At 34.4% G+C, this 26,831-nt stretch carries 26 protein-coding genes, 1 tRNA gene and 1 pseudogene; 17 read left to right on the top strand and 11 right to left on the bottom strand.

The features are described from left to right. Positions 1 to 268: 268 nt before the first annotated feature. From ABWU74_RS05475 to ABWU74_RS05455, 5 genes are all read right to left on the bottom strand, one after another. Positions 269 to 1,027, bottom strand: coding sequence for a cell division protein FtsQ/DivIB (locus ABWU74_RS05475; RefSeq protein ID WP_209472708.1), 759 nt, complete (start codon positions 1,025 to 1,027; stop codon positions 269 to 271). Next, entirely contained in the window at positions 1,008 to 1,961 is a 954-nt protein-coding gene (locus ABWU74_RS05470; RefSeq protein ID WP_264705764.1) for a D-alanine--D-alanine ligase, read from the bottom strand. Before ABWU74_RS05470 ends, ABWU74_RS05475 begins: the two co-directional genes overlap by 20 nt. A gap of 88 nt (positions 1,962 to 2,049) precedes the next feature. Further along, positions 2,050 to 2,562 (bottom strand): hypothetical protein, encoded by a 513-nt coding sequence (locus tag ABWU74_RS05465; RefSeq protein WP_353289261.1) that lies wholly within the window; start codon positions 2,560 to 2,562, stop codon positions 2,050 to 2,052. Between the two features lie 23 nt (positions 2,563 to 2,585). Next, positions 2,586 to 2,834 carry a hypothetical protein gene (locus tag ABWU74_RS05460; RefSeq protein WP_353289260.1) on the bottom strand — a complete coding sequence of 83 codons (249 nt, stop codon included), beginning with the start codon at positions 2,832 to 2,834 and terminating at the stop codon, positions 2,586 to 2,588. Positions 2,835 to 3,027: 193 nt separating this feature from the next. Next, complete coding sequence (locus ABWU74_RS05455; protein ID WP_077188509.1) at positions 3,028 to 3,402, bottom strand: ferredoxin family protein; 375 nt, start codon at positions 3,400 to 3,402, stop codon at positions 3,028 to 3,030. 61 nt (positions 3,403 to 3,463) lie between these two features. Here ABWU74_RS05455 and dprA point away from each other — a divergent pair, with 61 nt between their 5' ends. Then, a complete protein-coding gene (gene dprA / locus ABWU74_RS05450) occupies positions 3,464 to 4,552 on the top strand; it encodes a DNA-processing protein DprA (protein ID WP_353289259.1) in 1,089 nt (362 codons plus the stop codon). Positions 4,553 to 4,773: 221 nt separating this feature from the next. Here dprA and ABWU74_RS05445 read toward each other — a convergent pair whose 3' ends face one another. After that, complete coding sequence (locus ABWU74_RS05445) at positions 4,774 to 5,502, bottom strand: triosephosphate isomerase (protein ID WP_209472714.1); 729 nt, start codon at positions 5,500 to 5,502, stop codon at positions 4,774 to 4,776. Positions 5,503 to 5,526: 24 nt separating this feature from the next. Beyond that, positions 5,527 to 5,599 (bottom strand) — tRNA-Thr (locus tag ABWU74_RS05440). Positions 5,600 to 5,677: 78 nt separating this feature from the next. Here ABWU74_RS05440 and rsmA point away from each other — a divergent pair. The 6 genes from rsmA (at position 5,678) to ABWU74_RS05410 (ending at position 9,061) form a co-directional block, all read left to right on the top strand. Next, positions 5,678 to 6,490 carry a 16S rRNA (adenine(1518)-N(6)/adenine(1519)-N(6))-dimethyltransferase RsmA gene (gene rsmA, locus ABWU74_RS05435; protein ID WP_209472716.1) on the top strand — a complete coding sequence of 271 codons (813 nt, stop codon included), beginning with the start codon at positions 5,678 to 5,680 and terminating at the stop codon, positions 6,488 to 6,490. Positions 6,491 to 6,606: 116 nt separating this feature from the next. Further along, the gene (gene guaB / locus ABWU74_RS05430) at positions 6,607 to 8,100 is read left to right on the top strand and encodes an IMP dehydrogenase (protein ID WP_065095043.1); all 1,494 of its coding nucleotides are present in this window, start codon (positions 6,607 to 6,609) and stop codon (positions 8,098 to 8,100) included. Between the two features lie 63 nt (positions 8,101 to 8,163). Continuing rightward, on the top strand, positions 8,164 to 8,298 hold the full coding sequence (locus ABWU74_RS05425) for an IS3 family transposase (RefSeq protein WP_007548354.1): 135 nt from the start codon (positions 8,164 to 8,166) through the stop codon (positions 8,296 to 8,298). Further along, positions 8,298 to 8,429, top strand: a complete 132-nt coding sequence (locus ABWU74_RS05420; RefSeq protein WP_255322265.1) for a hypothetical protein — start codon at positions 8,298 to 8,300, stop codon at positions 8,427 to 8,429. Before ABWU74_RS05425 ends, ABWU74_RS05420 begins: the two co-directional genes overlap by 1 nt. 59 nt (positions 8,430 to 8,488) lie before the next feature. Then, positions 8,489 to 8,635 (top strand): IS3 family transposase, encoded by a 147-nt coding sequence (locus ABWU74_RS05415; RefSeq protein ID WP_080717648.1) that lies wholly within the window; start codon positions 8,489 to 8,491, stop codon positions 8,633 to 8,635. A 255-nt stretch (positions 8,636 to 8,890) separates the two neighbouring features. After that, positions 8,891 to 9,061 carry a DDE-type integrase/transposase/recombinase gene (locus ABWU74_RS05410; RefSeq protein WP_080717647.1) on the top strand — a complete coding sequence of 57 codons (171 nt, stop codon included), beginning with the start codon at positions 8,891 to 8,893 and terminating at the stop codon, positions 9,059 to 9,061. A gap of 112 nt (positions 9,062 to 9,173) precedes the next feature. Here the strand turns inward: ABWU74_RS05410 and ABWU74_RS05405 are convergent. From ABWU74_RS05405 to ABWU74_RS05395, 3 genes and pseudogenes are all read right to left on the bottom strand, one after another. Continuing rightward, positions 9,174 to 10,185, bottom strand: a protein-coding gene (locus ABWU74_RS05405; protein WP_094745768.1) for an IS630 family transposase whose coding sequence is annotated in 2 segments (ribosomal slippage) — positions 9,174 to 9,722 and positions 9,724 to 10,185 — 1,011 coding nt in all. Because the reading frame shifts where the segments join, the coding sequence is not laid out codon by codon here. 110 nt (positions 10,186 to 10,295) lie between these two features. Continuing rightward, positions 10,296 to 11,128 (bottom strand): annotated as a pseudogene (locus tag ABWU74_RS05400) (IS5 family transposase). A 37-nt stretch (positions 11,129 to 11,165) separates the two neighbouring features. Continuing rightward, positions 11,166 to 11,561 (bottom strand): hypothetical protein, encoded by a 396-nt coding sequence (locus ABWU74_RS05395; protein ID WP_353289258.1) that lies wholly within the window; start codon positions 11,559 to 11,561, stop codon positions 11,166 to 11,168. A 305-nt stretch (positions 11,562 to 11,866) separates the two neighbouring features. Here ABWU74_RS05395 and ABWU74_RS05390 point away from each other — a divergent pair, with 305 nt between their 5' ends. Together ABWU74_RS05390 and ABWU74_RS05385 are read left to right on the top strand one after the other, a co-directional pair. Next, positions 11,867 to 13,564: a recombinase family protein gene (locus tag ABWU74_RS05390; protein ID WP_353289257.1), complete on the top strand. Its 1,698-nt coding sequence runs from the start codon at positions 11,867 to 11,869 to the stop codon at positions 13,562 to 13,564. Positions 13,565 to 13,728: 164 nt separating this feature from the next. Beyond that, a complete protein-coding gene (locus tag ABWU74_RS05385; RefSeq protein ID WP_010962853.1) occupies positions 13,729 to 15,225 on the top strand; it encodes a proton-conducting transporter membrane subunit in 1,497 nt (498 codons plus the stop codon). On the opposite strand, the gene ABWU74_RS05380 is transcribed toward ABWU74_RS05385, so the two are convergent. Next, complete coding sequence (locus tag ABWU74_RS05380) at positions 15,222 to 15,884, bottom strand: hypothetical protein (protein ID WP_010082435.1); 663 nt, start codon at positions 15,882 to 15,884, stop codon at positions 15,222 to 15,224. The genes ABWU74_RS05385 and ABWU74_RS05380 overlap by 4 nt on opposite strands. Before the next feature lie 293 nt (positions 15,885 to 16,177). On the opposite strand from ABWU74_RS05380, the gene ABWU74_RS05375 reads away from it, so the two are divergent. From ABWU74_RS05375 to ABWU74_RS05340, 8 genes are all read left to right on the top strand, one after another. Beyond that, a protein-coding gene (locus tag ABWU74_RS05375) for an IS5-like element ISWpi1 family transposase (RefSeq protein WP_209472412.1) occupies positions 16,178 to 17,010 on the top strand; the annotation gives its coding sequence in 2 pieces (ribosomal slippage) (positions 16,178 to 16,547 and positions 16,547 to 17,010; 834 coding nt in all). Further along, positions 17,007 to 18,038 (top strand): hypothetical protein, encoded by a 1,032-nt coding sequence (locus tag ABWU74_RS05370; protein ID WP_353289256.1) that lies wholly within the window; start codon positions 17,007 to 17,009, stop codon positions 18,036 to 18,038. The genes ABWU74_RS05375 and ABWU74_RS05370 overlap by 4 nt, the downstream gene beginning before the upstream one ends. 101 nt (positions 18,039 to 18,139) lie before the next feature. Then, a complete protein-coding gene (locus ABWU74_RS05365; protein WP_022626145.1) occupies positions 18,140 to 18,514 on the top strand; it encodes a hypothetical protein in 375 nt (124 codons plus the stop codon). Positions 18,515 to 18,558: 44 nt separating this feature from the next. Then, positions 18,559 to 20,913 (top strand): hypothetical protein, encoded by a 2,355-nt coding sequence (locus ABWU74_RS05360; protein WP_010082026.1) that lies wholly within the window; start codon positions 18,559 to 18,561, stop codon positions 20,911 to 20,913. Continuing rightward, the gene (locus ABWU74_RS05355; RefSeq protein ID WP_182282585.1) at positions 20,894 to 23,755 is read left to right on the top strand and encodes a hypothetical protein; all 2,862 of its coding nucleotides are present in this window, start codon (positions 20,894 to 20,896) and stop codon (positions 23,753 to 23,755) included. The genes ABWU74_RS05360 and ABWU74_RS05355 overlap by 20 nt, the downstream gene beginning before the upstream one ends. A 526-nt stretch (positions 23,756 to 24,281) precedes the next feature. Further along, positions 24,282 to 24,410, top strand: coding sequence for a hypothetical protein (locus ABWU74_RS05350; RefSeq protein ID WP_353289250.1), 129 nt, complete (start codon positions 24,282 to 24,284; stop codon positions 24,408 to 24,410). Further along, on the top strand, positions 24,373 to 25,686 hold the full coding sequence (ltrA, locus tag ABWU74_RS05345; protein ID WP_006280268.1) for a group II intron reverse transcriptase/maturase: 1,314 nt from the start codon (positions 24,373 to 24,375) through the stop codon (positions 25,684 to 25,686). The genes ABWU74_RS05350 and ltrA overlap by 38 nt, the downstream gene beginning before the upstream one ends. 266 nt (positions 25,687 to 25,952) lie before the next feature. Further along, on the top strand, positions 25,953 to 26,828 hold the full coding sequence (locus tag ABWU74_RS05340; RefSeq protein WP_010082043.1) for a tetratricopeptide repeat protein: 876 nt from the start codon (positions 25,953 to 25,955) through the stop codon (positions 26,826 to 26,828). Positions 26,829 to 26,831 lie beyond the last annotated feature (3 nt).

The raw sequence follows: 26,831 nt of genomic DNA, 5'->3' as shown, positions 1-26,831 counted from the left end.
CAACTTAAAAAATGGATAGTGAATAATTAGCTACCCTAGGGTTTCTTTTGCCTTTTTTTCTGTTTAGTAAATTTCTTAAACATTTATGGCTAAACGACAATCGTCATCCCGCTACGTGTTAGCGGGATCTATGTTAAGGTATGGCGGTTAAATAAGGGATCTATGTTAAGAGATACCGCGAATGAATCGCGGTATGACGGTTCGCGGCGGGATTCCAGTGTCTGGGCACTGGGATGACAGGAAAAGGGGCTACTTGGATTACAGCAGATCACCTCTTCACAAAAATTTTATCAGTAATACGCATATCAATAATACTCCAATCGCTGAAAGTAAAATCAGTTGTATTGTGTAAGTGGTTTAAATAGTCCCATGCACTATAAGGGTTATCTTCAGGCAGTTTTACTGTGGAATCGTTATCAAGTATGATATTCCATCTTCTATTCCCTATATAAGCAAAAGAAGAAATGTGGTCACTTAATTGAGTTTTACTCTCTAACACATCTCTAACAAATTCTAGGTTTGATAATGAGTTTTGTCCTGTAATTACAACAAGATCATCTATTAAATAGTCATCTACGATCACTTTACCTTCAAAATCAATTACCGAGGTTTTGTTATTATCTTTCCAGAGAGCAAACGGTTTATGCTCATCTATATTAATGTGTAGAGTATTGGGCAAAATTCTGTGAACTCTTACGTGTTTTATCCATCTGCTTACGGATTGTATGTTACCGGCAAGTTTTGAAAGTGATATATACAGGATAGGTTGCGTTCTATCTGTCAAACTTAGAATATCCTTTTTGTTTGTAAATTTATTGCCGCTCACGACTACTTCGTCGATTGAAAATCCACTACTGAGTAATAAACTAGATAGGCAGTCATTATACCAAGTAAAGTAGTAATTAAATCGATTTATTATTTTATCAAGTGAGCTGTAAAGTATTAGCGTAAGAAAAAGTGCTGTGATAATAACCAAGGCACACTTACGCAAAAAACTCCTTTGGCTTCTAGTAATACTGCTCAACATGACTTAAATCCCTAATATTTTTGTGCTGCAAACTATCTTCAATAATAATTTTAACTAATTCATTAAAATTGATTCCTTTTGCCAATTTTGCAATTTCTGGCACTAACGATAACTCAGTAAAGCCAGGATGTGTATTAATCTCAAGCATTTTTAAAGTGTTATTTTTGGGATTATAACGGAAATCTGAGCGGGAAATAGTTTTGCATCCTAAAAATTGATGAACTTTCAGTGCGTGTTCCAAGGTCATTTTATATATATTGTTAGGAATTTCAGCAGGAAATATATGTTCTGTAAATCCATCTGTATACTTTGCTTCATAATCATAGAATTTATTTTTTGGTCGTACTTCTATAGTGCCAATTGCTTCATCCAGCAATACAGCAGTATGTAACTCTATGCCCGGTATGTATTCTTCTACGATCATCTTTTCCATTATAGTAGAACTATTATCTTTCAGTTCTAAGTAATCCTCGTGCGAGAAAATTATGTACACTCCAATACTTGAACCTTCATTAATTGGTTTTAAGACGTACGGATAATCAATTTTAATATTATTTTTTAGTAGATCTTCTCGGCTAATTACATAACCTTTTGGAGTGTCGATACTAAGGGACCGAAATATATGCTTTGACATCACTTTATTCATAGCAACAGCAGAAGCCATAACTCCTGAGTGTGTATATTTTATACCTAAAATCTCCAATAAACCTTGAATGCAGCCATCTTCACCATAAGGTCCATGCAGAGCGATAAAAGCAAGGCCCGAATTAATTTTTCTAAGCTTTTCAGCAATGTTGCTGTCAACATCTATTTCTATTGCATTATATGAAAGGCTATCGAGCGCCTTCTTTACTGCTTTTCCGCTCATAAGCGATATTTCTCTCTCACAAGAAAACCCACCACTTAAAATTGCTATAGTTGGAACCATAAGCATTCTATGTTTTACTATATAGCATATATAATGGTTACATTAAGCTTATTAAATACCTACTTTGGCTAACTATAAGACCTTCTTACTTTCTTCAAGCACTTTTTTTATCCACTTCAAATAGCGTGCTCGGCAACGGTAGTGGCGTGTTTGCTGCACCTTTATACTGTTCACAGATAAGCTTTTCTAAATCCTCAGCAGATTGTTCTTTTGCTTCTTCTTTTTTCACTACTCCACTAGTTACTAAATCAATTAAGGCTGTAGTGTGTATTATCATTCGATTATTTAGCTCAAATATCTTTTTTGTATCAAGTGAGGGGTTTCTAATTAAGGCAGATAGTGCATGCATATATTTGTCTATATCAGAAAGACTTTTGTTTGTATCATAGTTGCTAGCTAATATATATTCCTTCAAACGCTCAATTTCTTCTGGAGTAAACTTGTAAACTTCATCAAGTTTCCTTATTAAAGATATAGTAAGTATTCTACTTAAAACTCTCAATTCTCTAATAAATTGTATTCCTTCTCCTTCAGGATAAGACATTTCTTCTTTTTTATATTTCTTAAATAATTCTTGATCATAAGACTTTCTGAAATCTGACATCATTGCTAATGCTAACTCTTGTGAACCTAGCTAAAAACTTCGTTGAAGCTGTTTGCGTTGGCATCTTGTGCACCGCCTGCAGTAATTCCACAACTATAAGAAATCTTTTCAGATAAGCTATGATACTCTTTTATCATCTCTTTCAGCAATATTTTAATATCATCTTCGGTTAACTCTACTGTTGATAATAGATCACATGTTTTTTCAAGATCACCATTCACTTGAAAAAGTAACCCTTCAATCTTTTTAATGGTTTCTCTTTTATTTATACTCATAACTTACCCCCAAGATTTAATGCTAACAGCTAGTTTTATAATCAAATATTTCAAAAGTCAATAAGCCTTTTTCCTTAATCCTTAAGTTAATCGATACTAATTTATCAGCATAACAACTTAGATAACGCAACTATTTTCAGCAACCAAAAACAACAACCCTGAAATACAAAAAGTTTCTTTTCCTTCAGTAGCATTATTCTAAATTTTCATCAAAATAAGCTGTTTTATCCTTTTTTTCCTTATACTCTTCTGCGGTATAGAGGGGTTGCTTCTTAGCTGTGATATTTGGCCATTTTTGTGAGTATTCTACGTTTATGTTGTAAAATGATTTGAAGATTTTTTGTTCACTGTTCAGTAACTCTTCATCTAGTTCTAAAATATCTTTTATGGAATCATCAGTTACAATTGCATCTACTGGACACTCAGGTATGCACACTCCGCAATCAATACATTCATCTGGGTTAATCACGAGCATGTTTTTACCTTCATAGAAGCAGTCAACGGGACATACTTCCACACAGTCCGTATATTTACATTTTATGCATTTATCTGTAACAAAATGCGTCATAAAACACTGTATATTTGTATTATCTTGGGTACACTAAATTGATAAGAAATTCAAGCCTTTTATGAAGATAAATAAATTGAACAACGAAGAATTAGAAGTATGGTTAAGCTTGGCTAGAACTATAGGACCAATAAAGTTTTTTAGTATACTAAGAACACATGGATCGCTAGATGAGGTGTTGAAATATCTCAATAAGGTGGCTAATAATAAGGTGTATGGCATTCAAGATGCACGAGAAGAAATCAATAATGCAGAAAGAATTGGAGCTAAAATTATACCCGCATGTGACCCAGGTTACCCTGATCTTTTAAGAAATATCTCTAGTTGTCCTCCTGTAATAACTGCGTTTGGTGATATATCATTATTAAGCCGTGAGATAATTGCAATAATCGGTGGGCGTAACTCTTCGATGAATGGAAGAAATTTTGCCAATAAGTTGGCACTTGATTTAAGCGAAGCTGGTTTTGTTATTGTTTCTGGACTTGCAAAAGGAATCGATACTGCAGCAAACAGTGTAATATACAAAGATCATCCCACTATTGCTGTTACAGCAAGTGGAATTGATGTGGTGTACCCAAAAGAGAATTTTGATCTATACAAAAAAATCACCGAGAATGGCGGATTAATAGTTACTGAGCTTCCATTTGCTACTAAACCAAAGCCTCAGTATTTTCCTCAAAGGAATCGAATTATATCTGGTCTATCGCTGGGTGTTGCAGTGATTGAAGCATCGAAACGTTCTGGCTCTCTAATAACAGCAGATTTTGCTTTAAATCAAGGGAGAGAGGTGTTTGCAGTTTCTGGTTTCCCTTTAGATTCACGCTGTAGTGGTAGTAATTATTTAATTAAAAACGGTGCTAAGCTTATCGAATCCGCTGATGACATAATAGAGAGTATTAGGTTTAGTTTACCTCCGCAGCAAAAAAACCTATTTGATGTTGAGCACCATTTTGTTAACCAAAAACAAGAAAAATTACAACAGGCAAAATCTGTTATAGTTAATCATATTAACTCTGTACCTGTTGATATAGATGAACTTATATTAGCAAGCGGACTTTCTACCAACATAGCTCTAATGGCTCTTTTAGAACTAGAGTTGGAAAACAAAATAGAGCGTTCACCGGGGAATAAAATATCGTTAATTTTCTAGATTACTTTAGCTATGTCGTTTTACTAGATGTTCGTACAGATATAGCTAAAGTGGCTTAGGTTTACCTACAATTTGAAAAACAACAAATTCGTCATTCCGCTACTCGTTAGCGGAATCTATGCTGAGATACCGCGAATGAATCGCGGTATGACGTAGGGAAATCTTTCTTGGGTTAGCTATATATGCTTGACACTGAAATGATGACATTTATCATAGGATTCTTAGTTGCTGATTTTAGAATTGATAAGAGAAAACTTTTTTTCAACTTGTTGTATAATTTTATAAAAGTGATCGAAATCTAAGCTTGCACTGCCAATTAAAACTCCTGATAAATTTGAAATATTTAACAAATTTTCTATATTTTCTGAACTAACTGAACCACCATATATAATGTGTTTTTTACTAGTACACAATTTTATTACCTCTATCACCTCAGTAATTGCATCATTATTTGGCACATGACCTGTGCCTATTGCCCATATTGGCTCATATGCTACGGTATATTCACCGTGTGTTGGCAAGCGGTTTTTACATTGATATTCTATTACTTCTTTTGTTTTTTCATTCTTATAATCTTCTGAATTTTCACCTACACAGATAATTGGGTGTAAGCCTGATTCTATTGCTATTTCCGACTTAAGTTTTATTTCACTATCTTTTTCATTAGCCCTTTCAGAATGCCCAAGTATTACGTAAGTACACCCTAGTTCTTTTAACATTTCTGCGCTAATTTCACCTGTGTAAGAACCGAACTTTTTATGATGGCAATTCTGTGCTCCTATATTAATATTATTGTTCAACTCTATACTGCTTGGAAATGACGTAAAAGGAGGGCAAATCACTAGCTTAGAGGTAATTTCGTTGCTCTTGTTGTTAAGTTTGCCTATAAAGTCAACAAATGAAGAACGCATTCCATTCATTTTCCAATTTGCTACTATTAAAAAGGACATCAACTTTACTTATATGGGCGAGAGTGCCGGCTGTCGGACTTGAACTGACAACCTACTGATTACAAGTCAGTTGCTCTACCAATTGAGCTAAGCCGGCGTTAAACACATTAATAATATACAATTATCAATGAATTTTCGTCAACTAATTTTTAAAATACTGTATAATGAAAATAATATGAAAAAATTTTTACTGAAGCCAAAAAAGAGTCTAGGGCAAAATTTTATTTTATCGAGCGAGATAACAAAAAAAATCGTCGCTTTAGCTGGTAGTCTGGAAAATTTTAATGTCATTGAAATTGGTCCTGGATATGGTGCATTAACAAGAGAAATATTGGTGCATAATCCAAAGTCTCTACTTTCTATAGAAAAAGATAGAGATTTAGTAAAACACCATGACCAACTGCTAAATGAGCATCAAGGAAAGTATAGAATTATAGAAGCGGATGCACTGCATGTTACAGAAGAAGAGCTGATAGAGCGCCCAGTTAAAGTTATTGCTAACTTGCCTTACAATATCTCGGTAGTGTTATTTTTAAAGTGGTTAAATAATATAAAATTTTTTACGAACTTGACATTAATGTTTCAAAAAGAGGTAGCAGATCGCATTACGGCAAGACCCAATTCTAAAGATTATGGTTCCTTATCAGTGCTAAGCCAGTTGCTATGTGATATAAAAAAGGAATTTGATATTGAACCTAAAGAGTTTTTTCCAAGACCAAAAATACATTCTTCAGTAATTACAGTAAATCCTTTGCCTACCCCAAAGTTTGCAGTAAATTTGGAAACCTTAACAAGATTAACACGTGTCGTTTTTTCTCAAAGAAGAAAGATGCTGAGAAATAGCTTGCAAAATATAACGAACCACGCTGAAACTGTCCTTGAAAACGCTAAATTGAGCGGAAACCAGCGTCCAGAAAACTTAACTATTGAGCAGTTTTGTTTGCTGGCAAATAATGTAGAATGCTTATTTTGCAATAAAATGTATTAGCAACCATATAGCTTTTCTATCTCCTAAAAACAGTTAGAGCTATACAATTAAAGGCTCCTAGCTAATTTTGCCTATTGCAATTTAATTAATTGGCGTATAAGCTTTAAATAAAGCCTATGAAAAAAATGGAAGCTTGTTATTCGTTTGACGATATACTTCTTTTGCCAGCCTATTCTAATATATTGCCTTGCGATGCAGATACAAAAACTTATTTAACAAATAGTATAGAACTAAATATCCCTCTCATATCCTCTGCAATGGATACTGTTACTGAATCGGGCTTTGCAATAGCTATTGCCCAACATGGAGGGATAGGTTGCATACATAAGAATTTATCAATAGATGAACAAGTTTTAGAAGTGAGAAGGGTGAAAAAATATGAAAGTTGGATCGTGTATAACCCAATTACGATTTCACCGGATAAAACAGTTGCGGAAGCAATTTCATTAATGAGAGAGCACAATTATTCTGGCATTCCTGTAGTCGATCAACGCAAGTTAGTTGGAATTTTAACTAACCGAGATGTGAGATTTATTGAAGACCAGAACATGAATGTAAAAGTTTCCGAAGTGATGACAAAAGATAAGTTAGTGACAGTGCGGGAGCAGGGAGTGAATAGTGCCTCAGCAATGAAATTGTTGCATGAAAATAGAATAGAAAAGCTTTTGGTCGTAGATGAAAATTCTTGTTGTATAGGTTTAATTACGGTTAAAGACATTGAAAAATACAATAGATACCCAAATTCATGTAAAGACAGTAAAGGGCGTCTCAGAGTTGCCGCTGCAATTGGCACTGGTAAAAAAGATGGTATAGACAGATGTGAAGCTTTGATCGGAGAAGAAGTTGATGTAGTTGTTGTGGATACTGCTCACGGTCATTCCGAAAACGTTATCAATACCATTAGGGAAATAAAAAAGATGTATCCTAATACGCAATTAATTGGCGGAAACATTGCAACAAAGGAGGCTGCTGAAGCGTTGATTGATGCGGGTGTTGATGCAGTGAAGGTTGGAATAGGACCAGGATCAATCTGTACAACCAGAATAGTTACAGGTGTTGGTGTGCCACAATTCTCTGCAATCAAGAATGTTGCAGAGGCGTGTAGAGCAAGAAACGTCAGACTAATTGCTGATGGTGGGGTAAAATACTCAGGAGATGTTGCAAAAGCTATTGCAGCTGGTGCTGACTCTGTGATGATTGGTTCGATTTTTGCTGGCACTGACGAAAGCCCAGGTGAGATTATTATGTATAAGGGCAGAGCATATAAAGGCTATCGAGGAATGGGATCTATTAGTGCAATGAAACGAGGTTCAGCTAGCCGTTATTTTCAAGATAAAGATTCAAAACTCAAATTAGTTCCACAAGGAGTGGAAGGAAGAGTTCCATTCAAAGGTCCAGCTTCAGGAGTAATCCATCAATTGATTGGCGGATTGCAAGCTGCAATGGGGTATACTGGTAATAGGAATATAGAAGAGATGAAAAAAAATTGTAAATTTGTTACTATTACTGCATCAGGATTAAGAGAGAGTCACGCTCATGATATAGTCATTACACAAGAAGCTCCAAATTATGCTTATCAAACGTCCAATTTGTCAACCGATTCGGAGTAGTCCAGAAAAAGTAGAGAGAAAGTTAAGACGTTTTTGGAGTAAAATAAAACGTTTTTTCAAAATATGACAAATAGAAGAGAATATACAGCAGAATTCAAATTAGAAGCTGTTAAGCTGGTTAAAGAAACAGGTCAAGCAAGTACAAAAATAGCAAAAGATCTAGGTATAGATGGCAGTATGTTAAGTAAGAAAATATAATGGAAAAATGTCTGGAGCATACGCATTTCCAGGCAAAGGCTCCTTATGACAAAGAAAGATTTGATCTAAAAAAAGAGCTAATAAGAGAAAGAGACATCTTAAAAAAAGCCCTGGGCAAAGAAAAAGAGTAAAGTATTCTTTTATATAGAAATTGCTATAAAACACAGGAACTATGTAGGGTTTTGTACTGGTGGTATGGGTTGCTAAGGAAAAAAGCAGTAAAGAATTAGCAAAAGAAGGGCTTCTAGCAGATATTCAAAAAATACATCAAGCTTCTAAATGCAGATATGGAGCCCCTAAAATTCACGCTGAATTAAAAGCTTTAGGCAAAAATTAAAACAGTACAAAGTGTTATGCAAGAAAATGGCATTAAAGCCAAGTTTAGACGAAGGTTCAAAAATAAAAAACAGCAAATAAGCAACCGAGTTGTGGCTCCGAACACATTGGATCAAAATTTTACTACTGATCAGCCAAATAAAGTTTGGGATTACCTACATAAAAACTAAAGAAGGTTGTTGGCGGCAATAATTGACCTATATTCACGCATGGTGGTTAATGAGTAACATGATAATTAGTTATAGATTCTTTATTGATGGCCGTTGATAAACGCAAACCCGATAAAAATCTGCTGTTACATAGCGATCAAGGGTCACAGTATACCTCTCAAAATTACCAATTTCTATTGAATACAAAAAACATCATTTCCAGCATGAGCCATAAGGGCTGTTGTTACGATAACTCTGTTGCAGAAAAGTTCACTTAAAAGGGAGCTGCTTATTGATACTTCTCGCTCAACAAACCAGAACTACCATATTTGAATACATAGAAATCTTTTATAACAAATAACGTAGACATTCTACTATTAATACCAACTCTCATTGTTGGCCAGTCAAATAGGAGACATTGCAGAGTTGTTTAATTGTGGAGCTGGCAAGAGAAGTAATAAATTTGCACAAAGCACCCTCAAGCAGAGCAATTGTATCGTATATTTTATTGCGCAAAATGTTCTGTTTTATATATAACCAAAGCCTCTCAACAGGATTTAGCTCAGGTGAGTACGGAGGTAGGTATATAATATCGATATTTTTAGGTACCTTTAAATTTTTTGACCTATGCCAACTAGCACAATCCATAACAAGAAAAGCCTCTCGTGTTTCTAGATATTGCGACATCTGCTCAAGAAATATGTTCATGCAATCAGTGTTGACATTTGGTGCAAATAAGCTAGAACTCTCTCCATTTCTAGGATTAACCGCACTATAGAGATAGAAATTTTGCCTACCTAATTTTGTTTTAACCTGTGTTCTAATCCCCTTTTTAAACCACCCATGTCCAACCTTTGAATGTGTGCCAAACCGTGATTCATCAAAGAAAAATAGCTCTTTTTCTGGATACTTGCTAATAGCTCCATTGAGATTTTTTTTTGAATTCCTCTTGTTTGCTTTTATCTTGTCCATTATGAACTGGTCTTGGTGTAATATATGAGAATTTCATCTTTTGCATATAGCGGTGTACTGTAGATTTGCTGATATTTAATCTGAACTTTTCCTGGATTCTTATTCTCATTTCTTTAATGGTAATATTAGGATTTTCTTCTATCCACTCTTCAATTTGCTGTAGTTGAACCTGATTTAATTTAGTTTTTCTACGGCGTTGTGGAGGAGCAAACAGTTTTTCTTCTCTGCCAAATTTCAAGAGTTTTACCCACGAAGTTAGTGCGCTTCTTGAAATGCAATATATTTTTGCTACAGCCGTTATACTGTACTTTTTTGCTGCAATTACAGCATTTAGTTTTTTTGAAACATATGCATTATTCCTTACTTTCTTCAGCATTTCTTTTGCTGATTCTACTACTTTTTCATCCAATAATTTTGATCTTAATGCCATTTATACCTCAACTATTTTACTTACTTCATTATGGCTTTTCTTCCATCTTTGTCCATCTGTTTGCCGTGTAATGGGAATTGGTATTAGAGGTTGTCCGGAAACTAGTAAATTCAAGCATATTCCCTCTTTAACATAACCCTACTCATAGCTAGGTATATGAAATTCTCAGTGGATGTTGTGAGTAAATCATACTCCTTCGATAGCCTTCTATTCCTATTAACCCAAGCAAAAGTCCTTTCTACAACCCATCTTCTTGGCTGTACTTTAAACCCTTGTTCTCTTGTTGGTAGTAGCTCAGGTGGCGTATCTTTGTGCACCCAAAATCTACATGGAGGCCTTTTAACAATTTCAATATCTATGTCATATTCTTCCTTTATGTGATTCTTTAAATTTCTTCCTTGGTATCCCATGTCAGCCCACATTTTTTTAACTTTAGTATATTTTGTTCTCATATTGTTTAATGCTATTTTAATACCATCTCTATCATTTTCGTTAGCAGCGCCTACGTAACAACCTAGTATAAAACCCTGAGTGTCTGTAATTATATGCCTTTTTCTACCCTTTACTTTTTTACTTCCATCATAGCCTTTGATCCCCCCTTTTCTGTAGTCTTTACAGATTGACTATCTACTATACAGGCACTCGGCTGCTCATTCCTTCCTATTTTTCTTCTACTATATTTTGTAATTTCATAATTCATTTTCTCAAAAATTCCCTGCTTCTTCCATTGCCTGAACTGCTCATACACAGTCTTCCATAGCGGAAAATCATTTGGTAAATACCGCCATTGACACCCTGTACGCAATACATAGAAAATTGCTTCTAATATTTCTTTTTTGCTATACTTTGGCGGCCTTCCTCCTTTCTTGTATGATACTCTGAAGTGTTTTTCTATTCTTGCCCATTCCCTTTCGCTTAGATCTGTTGGATACTTTTTTCTCATCTTTACCCCGTACTAAAATTTCAGATATTATAGCCTTTTACTTGTTTCCGGACAACCTCTTAGTATTATTTTTTATCAGATACGATCTCATTAACTTCTCAGTCAGAGCAAATCTTGCTACTTCACTGACTGTAGCTTCAAGTTTCGTACGATCAAAGTAGCTAATGAGATAATAGTTAAAAAGAGAGTCAGAGTAACTGGCAAGTATCTTACGTTTTTGTTGAGTGGATCTATCATCGTAGTCTCCGTCTTGAAAAAGTTGTCCATTTAAATGATTTTTAAAGCAATGCTGAAAAATGATACTCAATTGTCTACCAGAAAGAGAATCAAGCCATAGTCTACGTAATTCTAAATCTTGAAAGCGATCTAGTAAAAGATTAACGGGAACTTCTAAATCACTCTCCCAAAATTTGTAACTTGGATGAATATTCATAACAGATTAAATAAGCCATATTATACATAATATGACAATTCGAGCAAAGATTTTTTGGACATAATTTTTTCAAATCTTGTATATTGAATTAAGGAGAATTTGTGTGAACTAGATAGCTTTCTTAAATAAGGTGTTTAGTTTAATAGAAGTCTCCTAACCTTATAAAAAAATTCACAGGAAGAAAAACATGCAAAAAGGGGATTTAACTATTTATTGCCGTTATGAACCTCACAGATTGGCGAGTACATATTTGGCAAATGCTTATGAACAATTATTGAAATATAAAATAAAGGAGGTAGAAGAAAATGGTAACAGTAAGCTTGTATGCAAGAGTTTCATCAAGACAACAGGCACAGGAGAATACAATAGAGAGTCAGATTGTAGAGTTGGAGCGTCGCATTAGTAGTGATGGACATGAGTTATTAGATGAGCATAAGTTTGTCGATAATGGTTATAGTGGATCAAATTTAGAACGTCCTGGCTTAGAGAGTTTACGTGATAGAGTAGCAGAAGGTAAGATTGATAAGATATACATTCATTCACCTGATCGGCTATCACGGAAATCTGCATACCAAGCGCTCTTACTCGAAGAGTTTAGAAAAGCAGGATCAGAGGTTATTTTCTTAAATCATAAATTTGAGGATAACCCAGAATCTAATATGTTTTTAGGAATTCAAGGATTAGTAGCAGAGTATGAGCGTGCAAAAATTATGGAACGTAATCGCAGGGGAAAACTTCATGCAGCTAAAACTGGTCGCATAAGCGTAATGAGTAATGCACCTTATGGTTATCGCTACATAGCAAAACATGTAGGTGAAGGAAGTGCTCAGTTTGAAATTAATCAAGAAGAAGCGGATGTAGTGTGCAAAATATTTAATTGGATTGGCCAAGAAAGAGTAAGCATCAATGAAGTTATACGTAGACTTAGCGAGATACCGGTAATAACACAAACAGGAAAAGAACGTTGGAAAAGAAGTACTATCTGGAAAATGTTAAAAAATCCTGCTTATATAGGACGAGCAGCTTATGGTAAAACTAAGGCATGCTCGAAACCACAAGTAAGAAAGTCAAAAAAAGGAACTTGTGGTAGACTCAAAAATGGTCATTTTAGTAATGATAAAGAGAACTGGATTTATGTTTCAGTGCCAAAAATAATCAGTGATAATTTATTTGATTCAGTGCAAGTACAGCTAACTGAAAATAGACAAAGAGCAAGAGTACGGGAAAGAAAAGAAACGTTTTTGTTGCGGAGTTTAACAGTATGTCAGCGCTGCCAATATACTTATTGTGGTGCATATAGTAAAAATCAACGTTATTCTTACTACCGTTGTTCTGGCTCCAGGTTTAATGGCAACAGAGTATGTGACAATAAATCAATACGTACTGATGTACTCGATACAGTTATATGGGAAGAAGTTAAGAGTATATTAAAAGAGCCAGATAGGATTGCAAATGAATATCAACGTAGATTGTCAGAGAACAAAAAACCTCTACATAATCAAACACGTGAAAAGCAGGAAAGTAAGTTAAGATTGAGTATCAAAAAATTTATTGATAGCTATGCCAAAGGTTTTATAAGCCAAGAAGAATTTGAGCCAAGAATTACAACAATGAAACAGCATTTGAAAGAAATTGAAGAAGAAAAAGAAAGAACACTCGATCAAAAGAAGTTACAACAAGAATTGAGCCTTGTTACAGATAGCTTGCAAAACTTTTCCTCAAGTATTGAATCAAAACTTGATCTGGTAGATTGGCAGACTAAGCAAAATATTATTAGAATGTTAATTCATCAAATTGAAATCAACCACAATCACTTATACATAGTATTTCGCATAAAAAGTCTTGCAAATTTCGATCAAAATGGGCATAATAAAATTATGCAATGTTGTACTAGTTGTACAGACACTGGTTTTCTGCAATCTCATCGAAAACGTTTTTCTATGCTAGTTTGCTTGCTCACAAGCAAACTTTCCTGGATCCAAGTAGTCAGGGCACTGGGATGACATCTTTGTTGTGTTTAACAAAAACAAATGTTCGTACAGTTGTGGAATGAATCGCAGTATAGCTATAGCATACACAAACGACTAGTTTGCCAAAAAAACATAGCGGTTTTTCTATGATTTTAGTATAATTCTAGCTTTACCTAAACAAAAAGATGAATTATTTAATGGACTGTGTTTTAACGTCTCTTTCCTTACCATTTTCAATTACTGAGAATTATTTATTAATTACTGCGTTGATTCCACTTTTAAGTGCGTTAGTTATTTTTTTTACTGGTAAATGGCCCGGAGTGAACAATAGTATTACTGTCACTTCTTCTGTACTTCTGTTTACGTATACGTGTCTGTGCACTTTATATTGGGTATATGGTGATCATTCTCAATTTATTCTCATGGATTTTGGTAATAATTTGCACATTAGTTTAAAGCTAGAGTCTACCGGAGTAATATTCAGTTTATTAATATCGTTTTTATGGGTGCTGACCAGTATATATGCAATATGTTATATGCAGAATAACTATGCTGATAGCAATCACTCAAGTTTTCTATGCTTTTTTTCAATATCGATTGGCTGTGCAATGTTTATTGCTTTTTCTGGAGACTTGCTCACTACATTTGTCTTTTATGAGCTTCTAACTATTAGTACATACCCTCTGGTTACTTACAACTCAACAAATGAATCAATGATTGCAGGACGCTATTACTTTGGCGTGCTATTTTTCTCTTCTTTGGTATTATTTTTTCCTGCAATAGGCCTTTTATATCATGAATTTCATACTTTAGACTTTGTAAGCGGTGGAATATTCAAATTTGATACTTCACTCATCACTTTCATTGCAGTGTGTTTTGCTATGCTGATTTACGGAATAGGAAAAGCTGCATTAATGCCAATGCATTTTTGGTTACCAAAAGCAATGGTTGCACCAACTCCTGTGAGTGCACTACTGCACGCTGTTGCTGTTGTGAAATCCGGAGTTTTCATCATCATAAAAGTTATATTATACACTTTCGGCGTCGATAATATGCAACGTTTTGTGCAGCAAAATTGGTTTGCTGGAGGGTGGCTTCCGTACGCTGCTGGATTTACTATTATTACTGCATCATTGATTGCACTAAAGCAAAAAGAATTAAAGAAATTGCTTGCTTACTCTACCATCTCTCAATTGTCGTATATTATATTATTCGCTTCAATTTTTAGTGATCTCAGCATGAGGGTTGCAATTTTTCAATTAGTTTGCCACGCATTTGCAAAAATCACTTTGTTTTTCGTTGCCGGAGCAATAATAACGAGAGCAGGTGAGAAATATATAGATAAGATTTACGGTATAGGACGCAGTATGCCAATTAGCATGACAGCATTTGCTATAGGTGCATTGTCTATGATAGGGGTGCCGCCTGCTCCGACTTTTTGGGGTAAATTTCTCATTTTTCAAGCTGTTTTCAACTCTGGCAATGTAATACTTTCTGTGTTTGTAACTCTAGTGTTAATTGTTAGTACTATACTCAACGCTCTGTACTTTTTACCGATAATTTACAACGCCTTTTTCTTAAAACCTTCTCAGAATTACTTTATTAAAAAAACACCAATTCTTCTAGTTTTACCTCCAGTTATTACTGCTATGTGCACTTTGGTTATTTTTTTTAGCTACCAAGTAATATTTTAAAATCTGTATTTATAACCATTAACAATAAATTTAAATGGTATTATACCAGCCAGAGTTGCTTTTATATTCGACAAAGTGAAGCTAATCTCCACAGTATCCTCCTTATTTTGCTCGGTTGTAAAAACTACAGTAGCATTTCCAGCAAATGTAACTAAGTCCTTGGTCGATCGATCAATAGATAATGTTATTACATTTATGTTGGCGATTTTTCTTTTAGATAAAGACAAATTACCAGCTTCATTATTCGTTTTTTCCTGAAAGCCTTGATAGATTTTATGTATAGAATTGTTTCTTATAAAATTTTCTTGGTACTTCGGTTCAACGATCTTAATGGACTCGTATATTTCAATGTATTTACTTATTAAGTACCTCGCTGTGGAAGTGTATTCATCTTCCTTTTTACTGAAACTAAGCTTATGCATTGCAGAGAACTCATCTTCTGTGTGGTTCATATACTTCACAAAATTTAAATCTTTTTTAATAGGAAATAACAGGTATATGTTTAATGTTAATAAACATAAGCATACTAGGAGAAGCGATACTATTAATGCCATCCAAGATCTTTCTGCTACACAAAACAGATACCTATGGCAGTACCATTCGACTGCTTTACTGAAATAACTTTTGTTTTTTACTGATTCAAGCAATTTATCTTCCATAACACAATACTACCAGACCTAATCGGATCATTATAATAACAATAAGCTTAGATACTCTAAAAAAAACTTTAAAATATGTCTAAATTTTCCCAAATAGGATGAATGATTATATCACCTTGTTCTGCAATGAGGTAGAATTTATCGATTTTGCTCACATCTATATTTATCATTTTTACACTGAAATTTTCAGGATCATAAGTATTACTTTCTACACTTTTGTGATAATTATAATAAGAGGTTGTCCGGAAACAAGTAAAAGGCTATAATATCTGAAATTTTAGTACGGGGTAAAGATGAGAAAAAAGTATCCAACAGATCTAAGCGAAAGGGAATGGGCAAGAATAGAAAAACACTTCAGAGTATCATACAAGAAAGGAGGAAGGCCGCCAAAGTATAGCAAAAAAGAAATATTAGAAGCAATTTTCTATGTATTGCGTACAGGGTGTCAATGGCGGTATTTACCAAATGATTTTCCGCTATGGAAGACTGTGTATGAGCAGTTCAGGCAATGGAAGAAGCAGGGAATTTTTGAGAAAATGAATTATGAAATTACAAAATATAGTAGAAGAAAAATAGGAAGGAATGAGCAGCCGAGTGCCTGTATAGTAGATAGTCAATCTGTAAAGACTACAGAAAAGGGGGGATCAAAGGCTATGATGGAAGTAAAAAAGTAAAGGGTAGAAAAAGGCATATAATTACAGACACTCAGGGTTTTATACTAGGTTGTTACGTAGGCGCTGCTAACGAAAATGATAGAGATGGTATTAAAATAGCATTAAACAATATGAGAACAAAATATACTAAAGTTAAAAAAATGTGGGCTGACATGGGATACCAAGGAAGAAATTTAAAGAATCACATAAAGGAAGAATATGACATAGATATTGAAATTGTTAAAAGGCCTCCATGTAGATTTTGGGTGCACAAAGATACGCCACCTGAGCTACTACCAACAAGAGAACAAGGGTTTAAAGTACAGCCAAGAAGATGGGTTGTAGAAAGGACTTTTGCTTGGGTTAATAGGAATAGAAGGCTATCGAAGGAGTATGATTTACTCACAACATCCACTGAGAATTTCATATACCTAGCTATGAGTAGGGTTATGTTAAAGAGGGAATATGCTTGAATTTACTAGTTTCCGGACAACCTCTGAAAGAGCAAGAAGAATCTTATAATTATTACACCAAAAAATTTCTTCCAGTGTTGGAAACAGAAGTAATGAAATTAGAGGTCGAGCTTTCAGTATCTAACAATGAAAGAGAACAATTACAAAGATCACCAACAAGAAGAGGGAAAATATTAGAAATAATTTCAGGGATTACTAAAAGGAGCAGCAGTGTAAGCTCAATACCAAATGCTGTTGAAGAAAATATTGAAGATCAAATGCAGCTAGGACATATTGAAGAGCAAAACAACACACAAGAAACACCCTTGAATGTAGCTGAGAAAAAAAGTGGTGATACTAAAATACTTGGCCAATTAGATATTCCGAAAGAGGTATCTAGAAAATATAGTAAAGTTATGGAGCAATTAAAGAAGAATATAAAAACTCCTAAGCTTGGTAACGGTAGTGGTTCAGATAGTGGAATAAACTCACCTGGACTGAGTGAAAAAAACTCGATATCACCAATAAATAGTAGAAAAAACAGTTTAACATCAATAGCAAGCACTTCATCTGAGGAAAGTTTAAACTCAACATTGAGCTCTGTTGAAGAAGATAATGGCTTACAACCAGAGGGTGGAGAAAAAACTGAGTTATTAGAATCAAATTTGGAATCCCCAAAAGAAAACGAGACTCAAGTGCAGCCAGAGCAGACTGTAAAAAAAGAGCCAAAAATGCAAGAAAATGAAAACTCAGATGGTCAAGCAAATCCAGATCAAGTTAAGAAAGATATCCTACTTAAAAACCAACCCAATAACAGAAATCTTCACGTTGCACTTGTAGCAGGTTGTGCTCTCTCCACAATAGGGTGCATTGTTGCAGGAGCAATGACATCAGGATTGATAGGAGCAGGACTACTTGCTATGGCTGCAGTGTTTGCTATAGCAGCAGTAGCTGAATTGCATTCAAACTTCCTATCAAGTAAATTAACATCCATTAATGTGAGTCCTCTTGTTGATGATAAAGAGCTTACAGCATGTTCACGTCTGTAAAAATTAAATATGTGTTACTTGTAGTGGATAAGTGAATTCAGTTCTTGCCTATTGATATAAAAGTTGTTATATTTAAGAAATGTTTAAAAGGTATTTAGTTGATGCGCATTCAATTGAATAAAGTTTTGGTTTTTATAGCCTTATTAAGTTTCATTTTTGCATCATATTCTAGCGAAGCAAGTTCGGCGAGTGATGAATTAAAGGGTATACAAGAAACGGTAAAAAATTTTATTTCTTCATTTTCAGTTAAAGATACTGTAGAAAATATGAGTCCTTCAACAATCATAGGGTTGTGTATAGCTGCAGTGATACTTGCAGTAGTGTTCAGAGGTCTAATCTTTTTTATGATAATGTTTGGTGTACTGGTCCTGATGTTCGGTAGTACAGAAAAGGCAACAGACTACTTAAAAGAAAAATTTAACTTTGCAAAAGATATAAAATTACAATCCGATAGCGAAAAAAAAGATAAAAATTAAGATAGTATTTTTATCTTTTTTAATTATCTTTATTGAATACGCATATGCAGTTAAAAGTACCAACAGTTAACTCTAAGCTTAAAAAAAAGAACAACTTAGCATTACTAGAAAGCATTGATTTAGATTTTGTTCCTTATGCTTGTCATTACGATGAAGAAACCATACTAACAAAACAGGGAGAATTGTTAAAAATAATCAAGTTAGAAGATTATTCTTCTGTTGATAACTACAGCGACCTCAGAACTGAAATTAGAAAAAGCATATCAAAAAATATTAATAGCCTGTGTTTTACCGTTTGGATTCATACCGTTAGAAAGCGCAATAAACTGAGCTTGAAATGGAATAAAACTGAAGACTTCTCTGACAACCTACATTCAACGTGGTTTAATAAACTAACTGATAGTAAATTACAGTATATAAATGAACTATACATTGTAATATTGTTTAGCGATTTTGGCAAGCATACTAATAATTCGTTTTTTTTCAATAGAATAAAGAATAAGCATAAGTTGTCTTTACAAGAAAGCCATCAGGAGTTGCAAAAGATAACTGACGTAATTCAAAATGATTTAGGACCTTTTGGAGCTAAAAAACTGAGTCTAAGGTTTAGTGAAGGTAAAATATATTCTGAAATGATAGAATTTCTCCACTATATTGTTACATTAACGCACAAAGATTATCCAATACATGAAAGGGACCTGTCGCAATATATTAGAAATTTTAAAATAGCTTTTGGTTTCAATACGTTTCAAACAATATTTGAAAATCAACAGAAATTTGGCTCTATTTTCAGCATAAAAGAATACCGGGAAATCTCTTTAGGTAATATAGATAGATGCTTGCAGCTTGAATCTGAATTTATCATTACAGAAATAATGATATTTACTAGTAATAACAAAGCAATAAAAGAATTTAAAAAACAAATCAACATGCTGCAAATTAGTGAGGATAATACCTTACTTAAAAGCTCAGGAATTGAAGAAATAATAGAGCTTGAAAAGACCTCTAGTATAGACTTCTGCCAACAGAAAATTATTTTTACAATATTTGCAGATGATAGGAATAAGTTAGCTGAAAGTATTAGTGATTTATCTTCTATAATGTCATTAGTTGGCTTCATGATGTTTAGAACTGATTTACATATGGAAAGTCATTTTTGGGCACAACTTCCAGGCAATTTTGCTTTTATTACGCAACCGAAAAATATCTTAACAAAATACGCTTGCAGCTTTGCTATGCTGCACGATTTTACGTCAGGTACATTAAAAGGAAGAAGGTGGAAAGAAGCGGTAATGATTTTTTTTTCAAAAAAAGGAAATCCTTACTTCTTTAATTTTCATGGAAAAAGAAATAATGGCCATACTACGATACTCGGAGCTCCAAATTCAGGCAGAACTTCACTCATTAATTTTCTATTATCAGAATCAAGAAAGTTTAACCCAAGAATTGTCATATTGGATAACACTGGAAAATCAATAATTTTTACTAAAGCAGTGAGTGGTAAATATTACATAATCGATCCAAAATATAAGGACAAAAGCCTAAAATTTAATCCACTAAACATTGAAGATAGTGCTTCCAATCGCAATATGTTGGTTGAACTGATCAGAAGAATGGTAGCCGATACGAGCTTGGTGGACGTAGAAGAAAAGATAAGAAAAATTGTGGATTCTATATTTGCTATACCCAAGGAATCACGTTCTATTTCACAAATTTCTGAGGTGCTCTTGCTCCTTGGGGGTAAGATAAGTAGATGGTGTGACGATGGTGACTTTGCTTACTTATTTCAAGATGGTGATGAATCAGATATTGACTGGGAAACAAAAATTATATCTCTCAACACCGCAAACCTTACAAAACAAAAGGAATGTATGTCCGTGATACTTTACTATTTTTTATATTCTTTTGAGGCAAAATGTGATGGCTCGCCTGCAATACTTGTTTTGGATGAAGCATGGGAGATAAGTAATATTTTTCCTACAGAGAAAGAGTTTGATAACTGGATGCAAAGAATGACGGAACTAAATGTTGTAGTAATCCTAAGTACTGAGAATTTAAATCTCGCATTTGCTAGCAAATTTACTCAATATTTAGATAAACATGTTGATACAAGAATCTTGATGCCGAACGTCAATGCAAATAGATTATACATGAAGGCATTTTCTCTATCGAAAGAGGAGCTGAATATAATTCTGCAGACGCCAACACAGGAAGGTTTATTTTTGATAAAACAGTACAAAGGATTAGTAACCTTAAATCTGGATTTGAAGGATATGCAAGAAATACATGTACTTTCAGCTAACAAAGAGACTATAAAGTATATGTATGAGGCAATAAAAGAAAAAGGAGAAGAAGTTAATGAGTGGTTACCGGTATTTTATGAGAAGTGTAAGGCTTAATTTCTTATTGATATTTTTTTTGATACTTGGTCTTTCGTATCAAGGATATGCTGATTGTCCAACATTTGTAGAAAGTAATACTTGGTGGGAAGCAATAGTTGGTGGAGATTGGGTAAAGGAAATTAAGGTGCAAGCAATAAAAGATCAAGGAGTTGATGGTTACTTTAATCCCAAAATTAGAGTATGTGCTTATGATGGACAAAGTTATTGTTATGACTTACAAAGTGGGGAATCCTGCCGCCAGATATATGGAACGCAAGGTACAGGAGCTGGAGTTTCTGCTGCAGCTTTTATCGACTGGGAAGGAGATAAAACAAAAGCTGGAGGAGAAATTGCTCGGGGTCTTAAATGGGAATGGGCAGACGGTGTTACTGATGAGGAAAAAAGAAGATTCGCTAACTCTCCTAAAATATGTGCTTGCAGTCAAAAAGGGGCTTGTATGTCAGGAATTTCTTCATGGGGTTCTAGAGTATTTTCGGGTGAGAATATTTTCCGTCCTGGGGAGATGGAAAAAGTCTGTGATACCTGCTACCAAACGGCAGTAAAATGTGCTCCTGTTCCACTTGCACCTGGCCCCCCTCCATTTTGTGAACAACTTGCAATGTCGCTTCCACAAGTTAGAATTGTTCCTATAACAGATAAAGACAATGATTACTTTAATCCTAAGGTTAAGGTAATCATTGGTGATCTGAAAGGAAGAGACGGAGAGATTGGAGAAAAATTAGATTTCCCTAAAGGGTATGGAGAAAATAAAGCTGAGTGGCGCTCTATTTTAGACAAAGATGGCATCACGTACTACTTCAAAACTTATAGAGAAAAAGATAAGCTCTGCGCTGAATACCTTGGAACTCAAAGTATAGATGAAAACAATCCACAGTTCATCCGCTGTTTTCCTGCACCACCTGCTCCAGAACCTGAGATAGTGGAGATAGTAAATGCAAATACATTGAAAGTAGAAATGAAGATGAGTGAGAGCACTTGTGCTAAAGCACATGGAACCTATAGTAATGGTTCCTGTACTTTTAATGTTAATACTGACCTCAACCATCCTATAAACATTGGCCCCCTATCTTTAAAAGTAGTAAAACCAGCAATAGTAGCAAAAACAACTGATAGTAATATTGATAATATTATAGAAGGTATATTAGAAAGTAATCCGCAACAATTTAAAGTTCTGAAAGAATATGGCTATGTTCCTGATGTGCAAATTAAATGTTCTAAAGGCGGAAGTTTTTATAGTTTTAATGATTTTGAGAAAAAGTTAAAAGACAAATCTATTCAATGTGAATTTAATAACTCTGGGCAGCCGGAAATAGAAGTAAAGTATAAAGGAAATTCTAACAGTAAAATGCTTTGTCTTTCTGGATGGCAGCCAGAACCAGAGGAGTTTGTTCTTAAAAGAGAAAATAAAATAATACCACTAAAATTAATGGGAACAAGATATACTAAATACAATGCTGTTTACTCCAAGGAATCAAATCAGTTCTATTATCTTCCAAGCAAGGAAATAGTTTACCCTTTGAAAGAAACTCAAGAGAGGTTGGATAAAATAATATTTAATAAGCAAGAGTATGTTTTCTTCCCTGATGAAAATGAGCAGAAGAAGGAAGAATGCAGTTATTGTGTGAAGAAAGATAGCAAAATAGACGAAAAATTAAAATCTGGTGAAGGACTGAAAGTAGTATACAAATTGACGGATGTAGAGCATAAAGAAGGATGTGAGCAAGGTGATGATGGTTGCATCTGCTTTGATGGAAAGTGTAGCCGTTCAAAACAATATTTGAATAAAAATGAAGATGATAAGCCATTCTACTTAAGGTATGAGGAAGTGGATTGTAAAGATAAGGATGGTAAAGTATTAAGAGATGAAAAAAATGAAGTACGAAAGTGTACACAATTAAAAGATCAACTGATTAAAGCAAACAGAACAGAGGTTTTTTACGCTGATAAATTGTGTAGGTTCGATTTAGAAGGTCTCAAAAAGAAATTAAAAGAAAAATTAAAAGAGATAATCAAGGAACATCTGAAAAATAAGAAACCAGATCTTGAAAAAAATAATGAAAAATCCTATGATCATAAAAATAAAGATGTTTATACAGATGACTTATCAATAAAATTTGATCGTATTAAAATAGAAGCGTGGGGAAGTGGTGAAGCAGGTCATATACAAGGTAGTGGCTGTGACAATCAAAAATGCCATTCTACTGAAAGCAGAGTAGGGATGCCAGGAGATTATATTAAAGCTAAACTGAAAATCGATCCTAATTATCCTATAATTAAGGTGCAAGTCACAGAGGGAGGGGGTAACCAGGAAAGTAACTTCTCAGATAAGGACGGGGGACCTGTTTTCATAGAAATGTGCAATTCGCAGAAGCAACATTGCCAGCAACTGATTACTGTTGCAGGTGGAGGTGAGTATAGAACATACGGTGGTAAGGGTTATGAGGAAACAGTAATTCATAAGCAAGATTTAAAGCTAGAGGAGAAAATTGTAAAGGCAGATAAACTGAAGTCTACACAAGACAATCAAATAGCATATATAGAAAATGGTGAAATCAAGTATGAAACAGTAGAGTGTGGAAGTGGTTTGAGAAGCAGTAGATCTGGTGCAGGTGGCTGCATTAATAAAAGCAAAGGAATTTATGGTAAAGGCTCTCCAGGGTATGTGAAGATTAGACCTATTATAAAGGAATTTGACGAAGAAGAAATAAATGCTGCTATTAAAAAAGTAATAGAGGATCTATACGATCTTGAAACTATGACTGATTTTTGGGTAGGGGATCTTAACGTGAATATAAGTGGGATAATTAAAGAGGAAGTCAAAAAAGAATTATCAAGGTAAAAAGATATAGCTCTGGAAATGATGCTCTTGTTTTAATAATTAATTAAAGTAAAGCATGTAGTAAATGGTGTAATTGCTGTATCTTAACAAAAAGGTATAACGAATGTAGGAGGGTGCTTTATGTGTGCGCCAAGAAGTGCGTAAGGAACAGTTGGTGAAAATCCAACACGGGTAAAGCTTAGCCGGCAACCTGGAACAAACCATTATGCTGCGTAAGGTAACGAGCGTAGTAAAGCTAATGGAATGGACAACATAGGGTGCAACGAAAGTGAAGGTATTGAGTCCCGTAATTCACGCGTCATGGGGGCTGACACTTTACATTTGGTGGAAGGCAACATGGGTAATAACGCTAAGGCAAGATATTACTCACCTCATCGGGATCGAAGGCCGCGTCATGTGTTGAGATGGACCTTACGTGAACTTGGGAGATCCTTTGTATTCCTGTAAGGGTACTCTGGAACAAGTCAATAAAGGCGAGGACTGGAGGAAGATGCAAAGGAAGTCGGACTAACTGATAGTACTCGGAGTGTGGGAAAGGCACATACAAGGGGAAGCGGTTAGCAATATAGTGACTGGTATAGGGATTGCTATACCAATACAACAGAGATTGGAGGAGTATGCAAGGAAAACTAAACCAGATAGCAGTAAGGGCTAAGCAAGATAAGCGAGTAAAATTTACATCATTAGTTCATTTGATTAATGAAGAGAATCTTGCAGAGTGTTATAAGGAACTAAAACGCAACAAGGCTTGTGGTATAGATCGTGTGACAGTGGAAGCTTATGGAGAAAATCTAGAAGAGAAACTTAAAACACTAGTGGATAGTATGAAGAGAAAACAATATCAACCGCTACCAGTGAAAAGGGTATACATACCCAAAGCCGGGAGCAAAGAGAAGCGCGGTCTCGGAATACCATCAACGGAAGATAAGTTGGTACAGGTAATGCTAAAGAAGATATTAGAAAATATTTATGAAGCAAACTTTATGGACAGCTCGTATGGATTTCGACCAGGAAGAAATTGTCATCAGGCGATAAACGCTCTAGATAAAGCAGTTATGCACAAACCAATTAACTATATTGTAGAAGTGGATATCAAGAAGTTCTTTGATAATGTTCAACATAAATGGCTAATGAATTGTCTAAGGGAACGAATAGCTGACCCAAATTTATTGTGGTTAATAAAACGATTTCTAAAGGCAGGAATAGTCGAAGTTGGATGTTATAAAGCAACCGATCAAGGCACACCACAAGGTGGTATAGTAAGCCCTGTATTAGCTAATATATACTTACACTATGTGCTGGACTTATGGTTTGAAAAGAAATTTAAGCCAAAAGCCAGAGGATATTTACAGCTAATAAGGTTTTGCGACGATTTTGTAGTTGGCTGCGAGAGGGAAGAAGACGCAAAAGAATTTCTAGAATTACTGAAACAAAGACTAAGTAAATTTGGGTTGGAAATAGCTGAAAATAAAACAAAAATAGTAAAGTTTGGTAAGAAAGAATGGTATCAAGCAGAAAGAGAGAAACGTAGGACGGCTAGCTTCAACTTTCTAGGATTTACACATTATTGTGGAAAAAGTCGTAATGGTAAACTTATGATGAAGCAGAAAACTTCAAAAATAAGCCTAGCCAGAAAGATTAAAGAAATCAAAGAATGGTTGAAGATGGTACGAAGTCGTATCTGTCTCAAAGATTGGTGGCAGAAACTTAAAGCCAAACTAACAGGACACTATAGCTACTTCGGAGTTAGCGGAAATTATCGGTGTTTGATTCAATTCTATCGACCGGTAACAAAGTTAGCATTTAAGTGGATAAACCGACGTAGTCAAAAGAAAAGTATGGATTGGGAACAATTTATACACTATTTAAAAGTAAATCCATTACCAAAACCAAAGGTATATGTTTCTTTATACACAGGAGCACTAGTGTGAACGCTGTATTGTGGAGCCGTGTGCGGGAAATCCGCAAGCACGGTTCTTTTGGGGAGACTATGGTTATGAGACCAAATCGCTGGTTTCAAGGTCATGAGTCTCTACCAGACTAAGATAAATTGAAGCATTTTTGTGGAAATAAAGCGAAATATGGAAGACAAAAGATAAATGCATTCTGAAAGGCTACACAGCATGTTCGTCCCGCTAATTAATAATATCTTTATTATTGTATGAGATAGGTAATTTAGCATTTATGAATTTGTAATGTGTTGCATATAGCTCAAAGAAATAAGGTTTACTGGTTACACGCTGCAGCCAATGCCACAACACTAGGACCTATGTTTATCTGCATGTTAATTTGCGTTGTGATTTTATGGAGGTCTTCTGTTACCTATGCTAGTGAAAATTTGGAGATACAGAAGGCCTTTGATAGTGTTGTCAAGCATATAAAAGCTGATAAAAAATATAAAGATCTTGATGTTATTGAGAGAAAAAGTGATAAATTTAACATCAAAATTGCGCAGAATTCTGGCAAGAGTTTTGACATATACTCTACTTTAAAAAAAGCAAAAGATTCCTTTGAATCAGGAGATAATGAAACAGCTATTTCTCTCCTTAATCAGATCATTGCAAAGTTTCCTTATCATAAAAATGCTTTAATTGGATTGGGAAATATTTATTACGCTAATAAAGAATACAAAAAAGCTGTAGAGATTTACACAAGACTGTTAAAAGAACACCCTAGTAACCCTTACATATTAAAAAATTTTCTGACGATAATCTCACAATATAATCCTGATCTGGCGTTGAGTGAAATGTTAAAATTGTATGATATACATAAAAATTATGCTCCTTTATTAGCAAATTTAGGTATGATCTATATGAAAAAGGAGGATTATGTAAAAGGTAAAGAGTATATGATAACTGCTATTTCCCTCGATGAAAACAATATTTTTTATACTTATAATTTAGCTGTTATTCTAGATAAACTTTCAGATTTTCAAAATGCTACAATATTCTACTTAAAATTGTTGAACATGGCTACAACTTCGAAAGATGTGAGTGAAAAAATACCTTTATACAAAGTGACAGCAAGACTAAAATTTATAAAACTTCACAGCACGCACTCAAAGATTTCATAAAAG

The sequence above is a fragment of the Wolbachia endosymbiont (group A) of Paraperithous gnathaulax genome (assembly GCF_964028485.1).
Taxonomy (GTDB): domain Bacteria; phylum Pseudomonadota; class Alphaproteobacteria; order Rickettsiales; family Anaplasmataceae; genus Wolbachia; species Wolbachia pipientis.
Note: the sequence above shows the minus strand (reverse complement) of the source record. Positions and strands in the feature narration are given on the sequence as shown.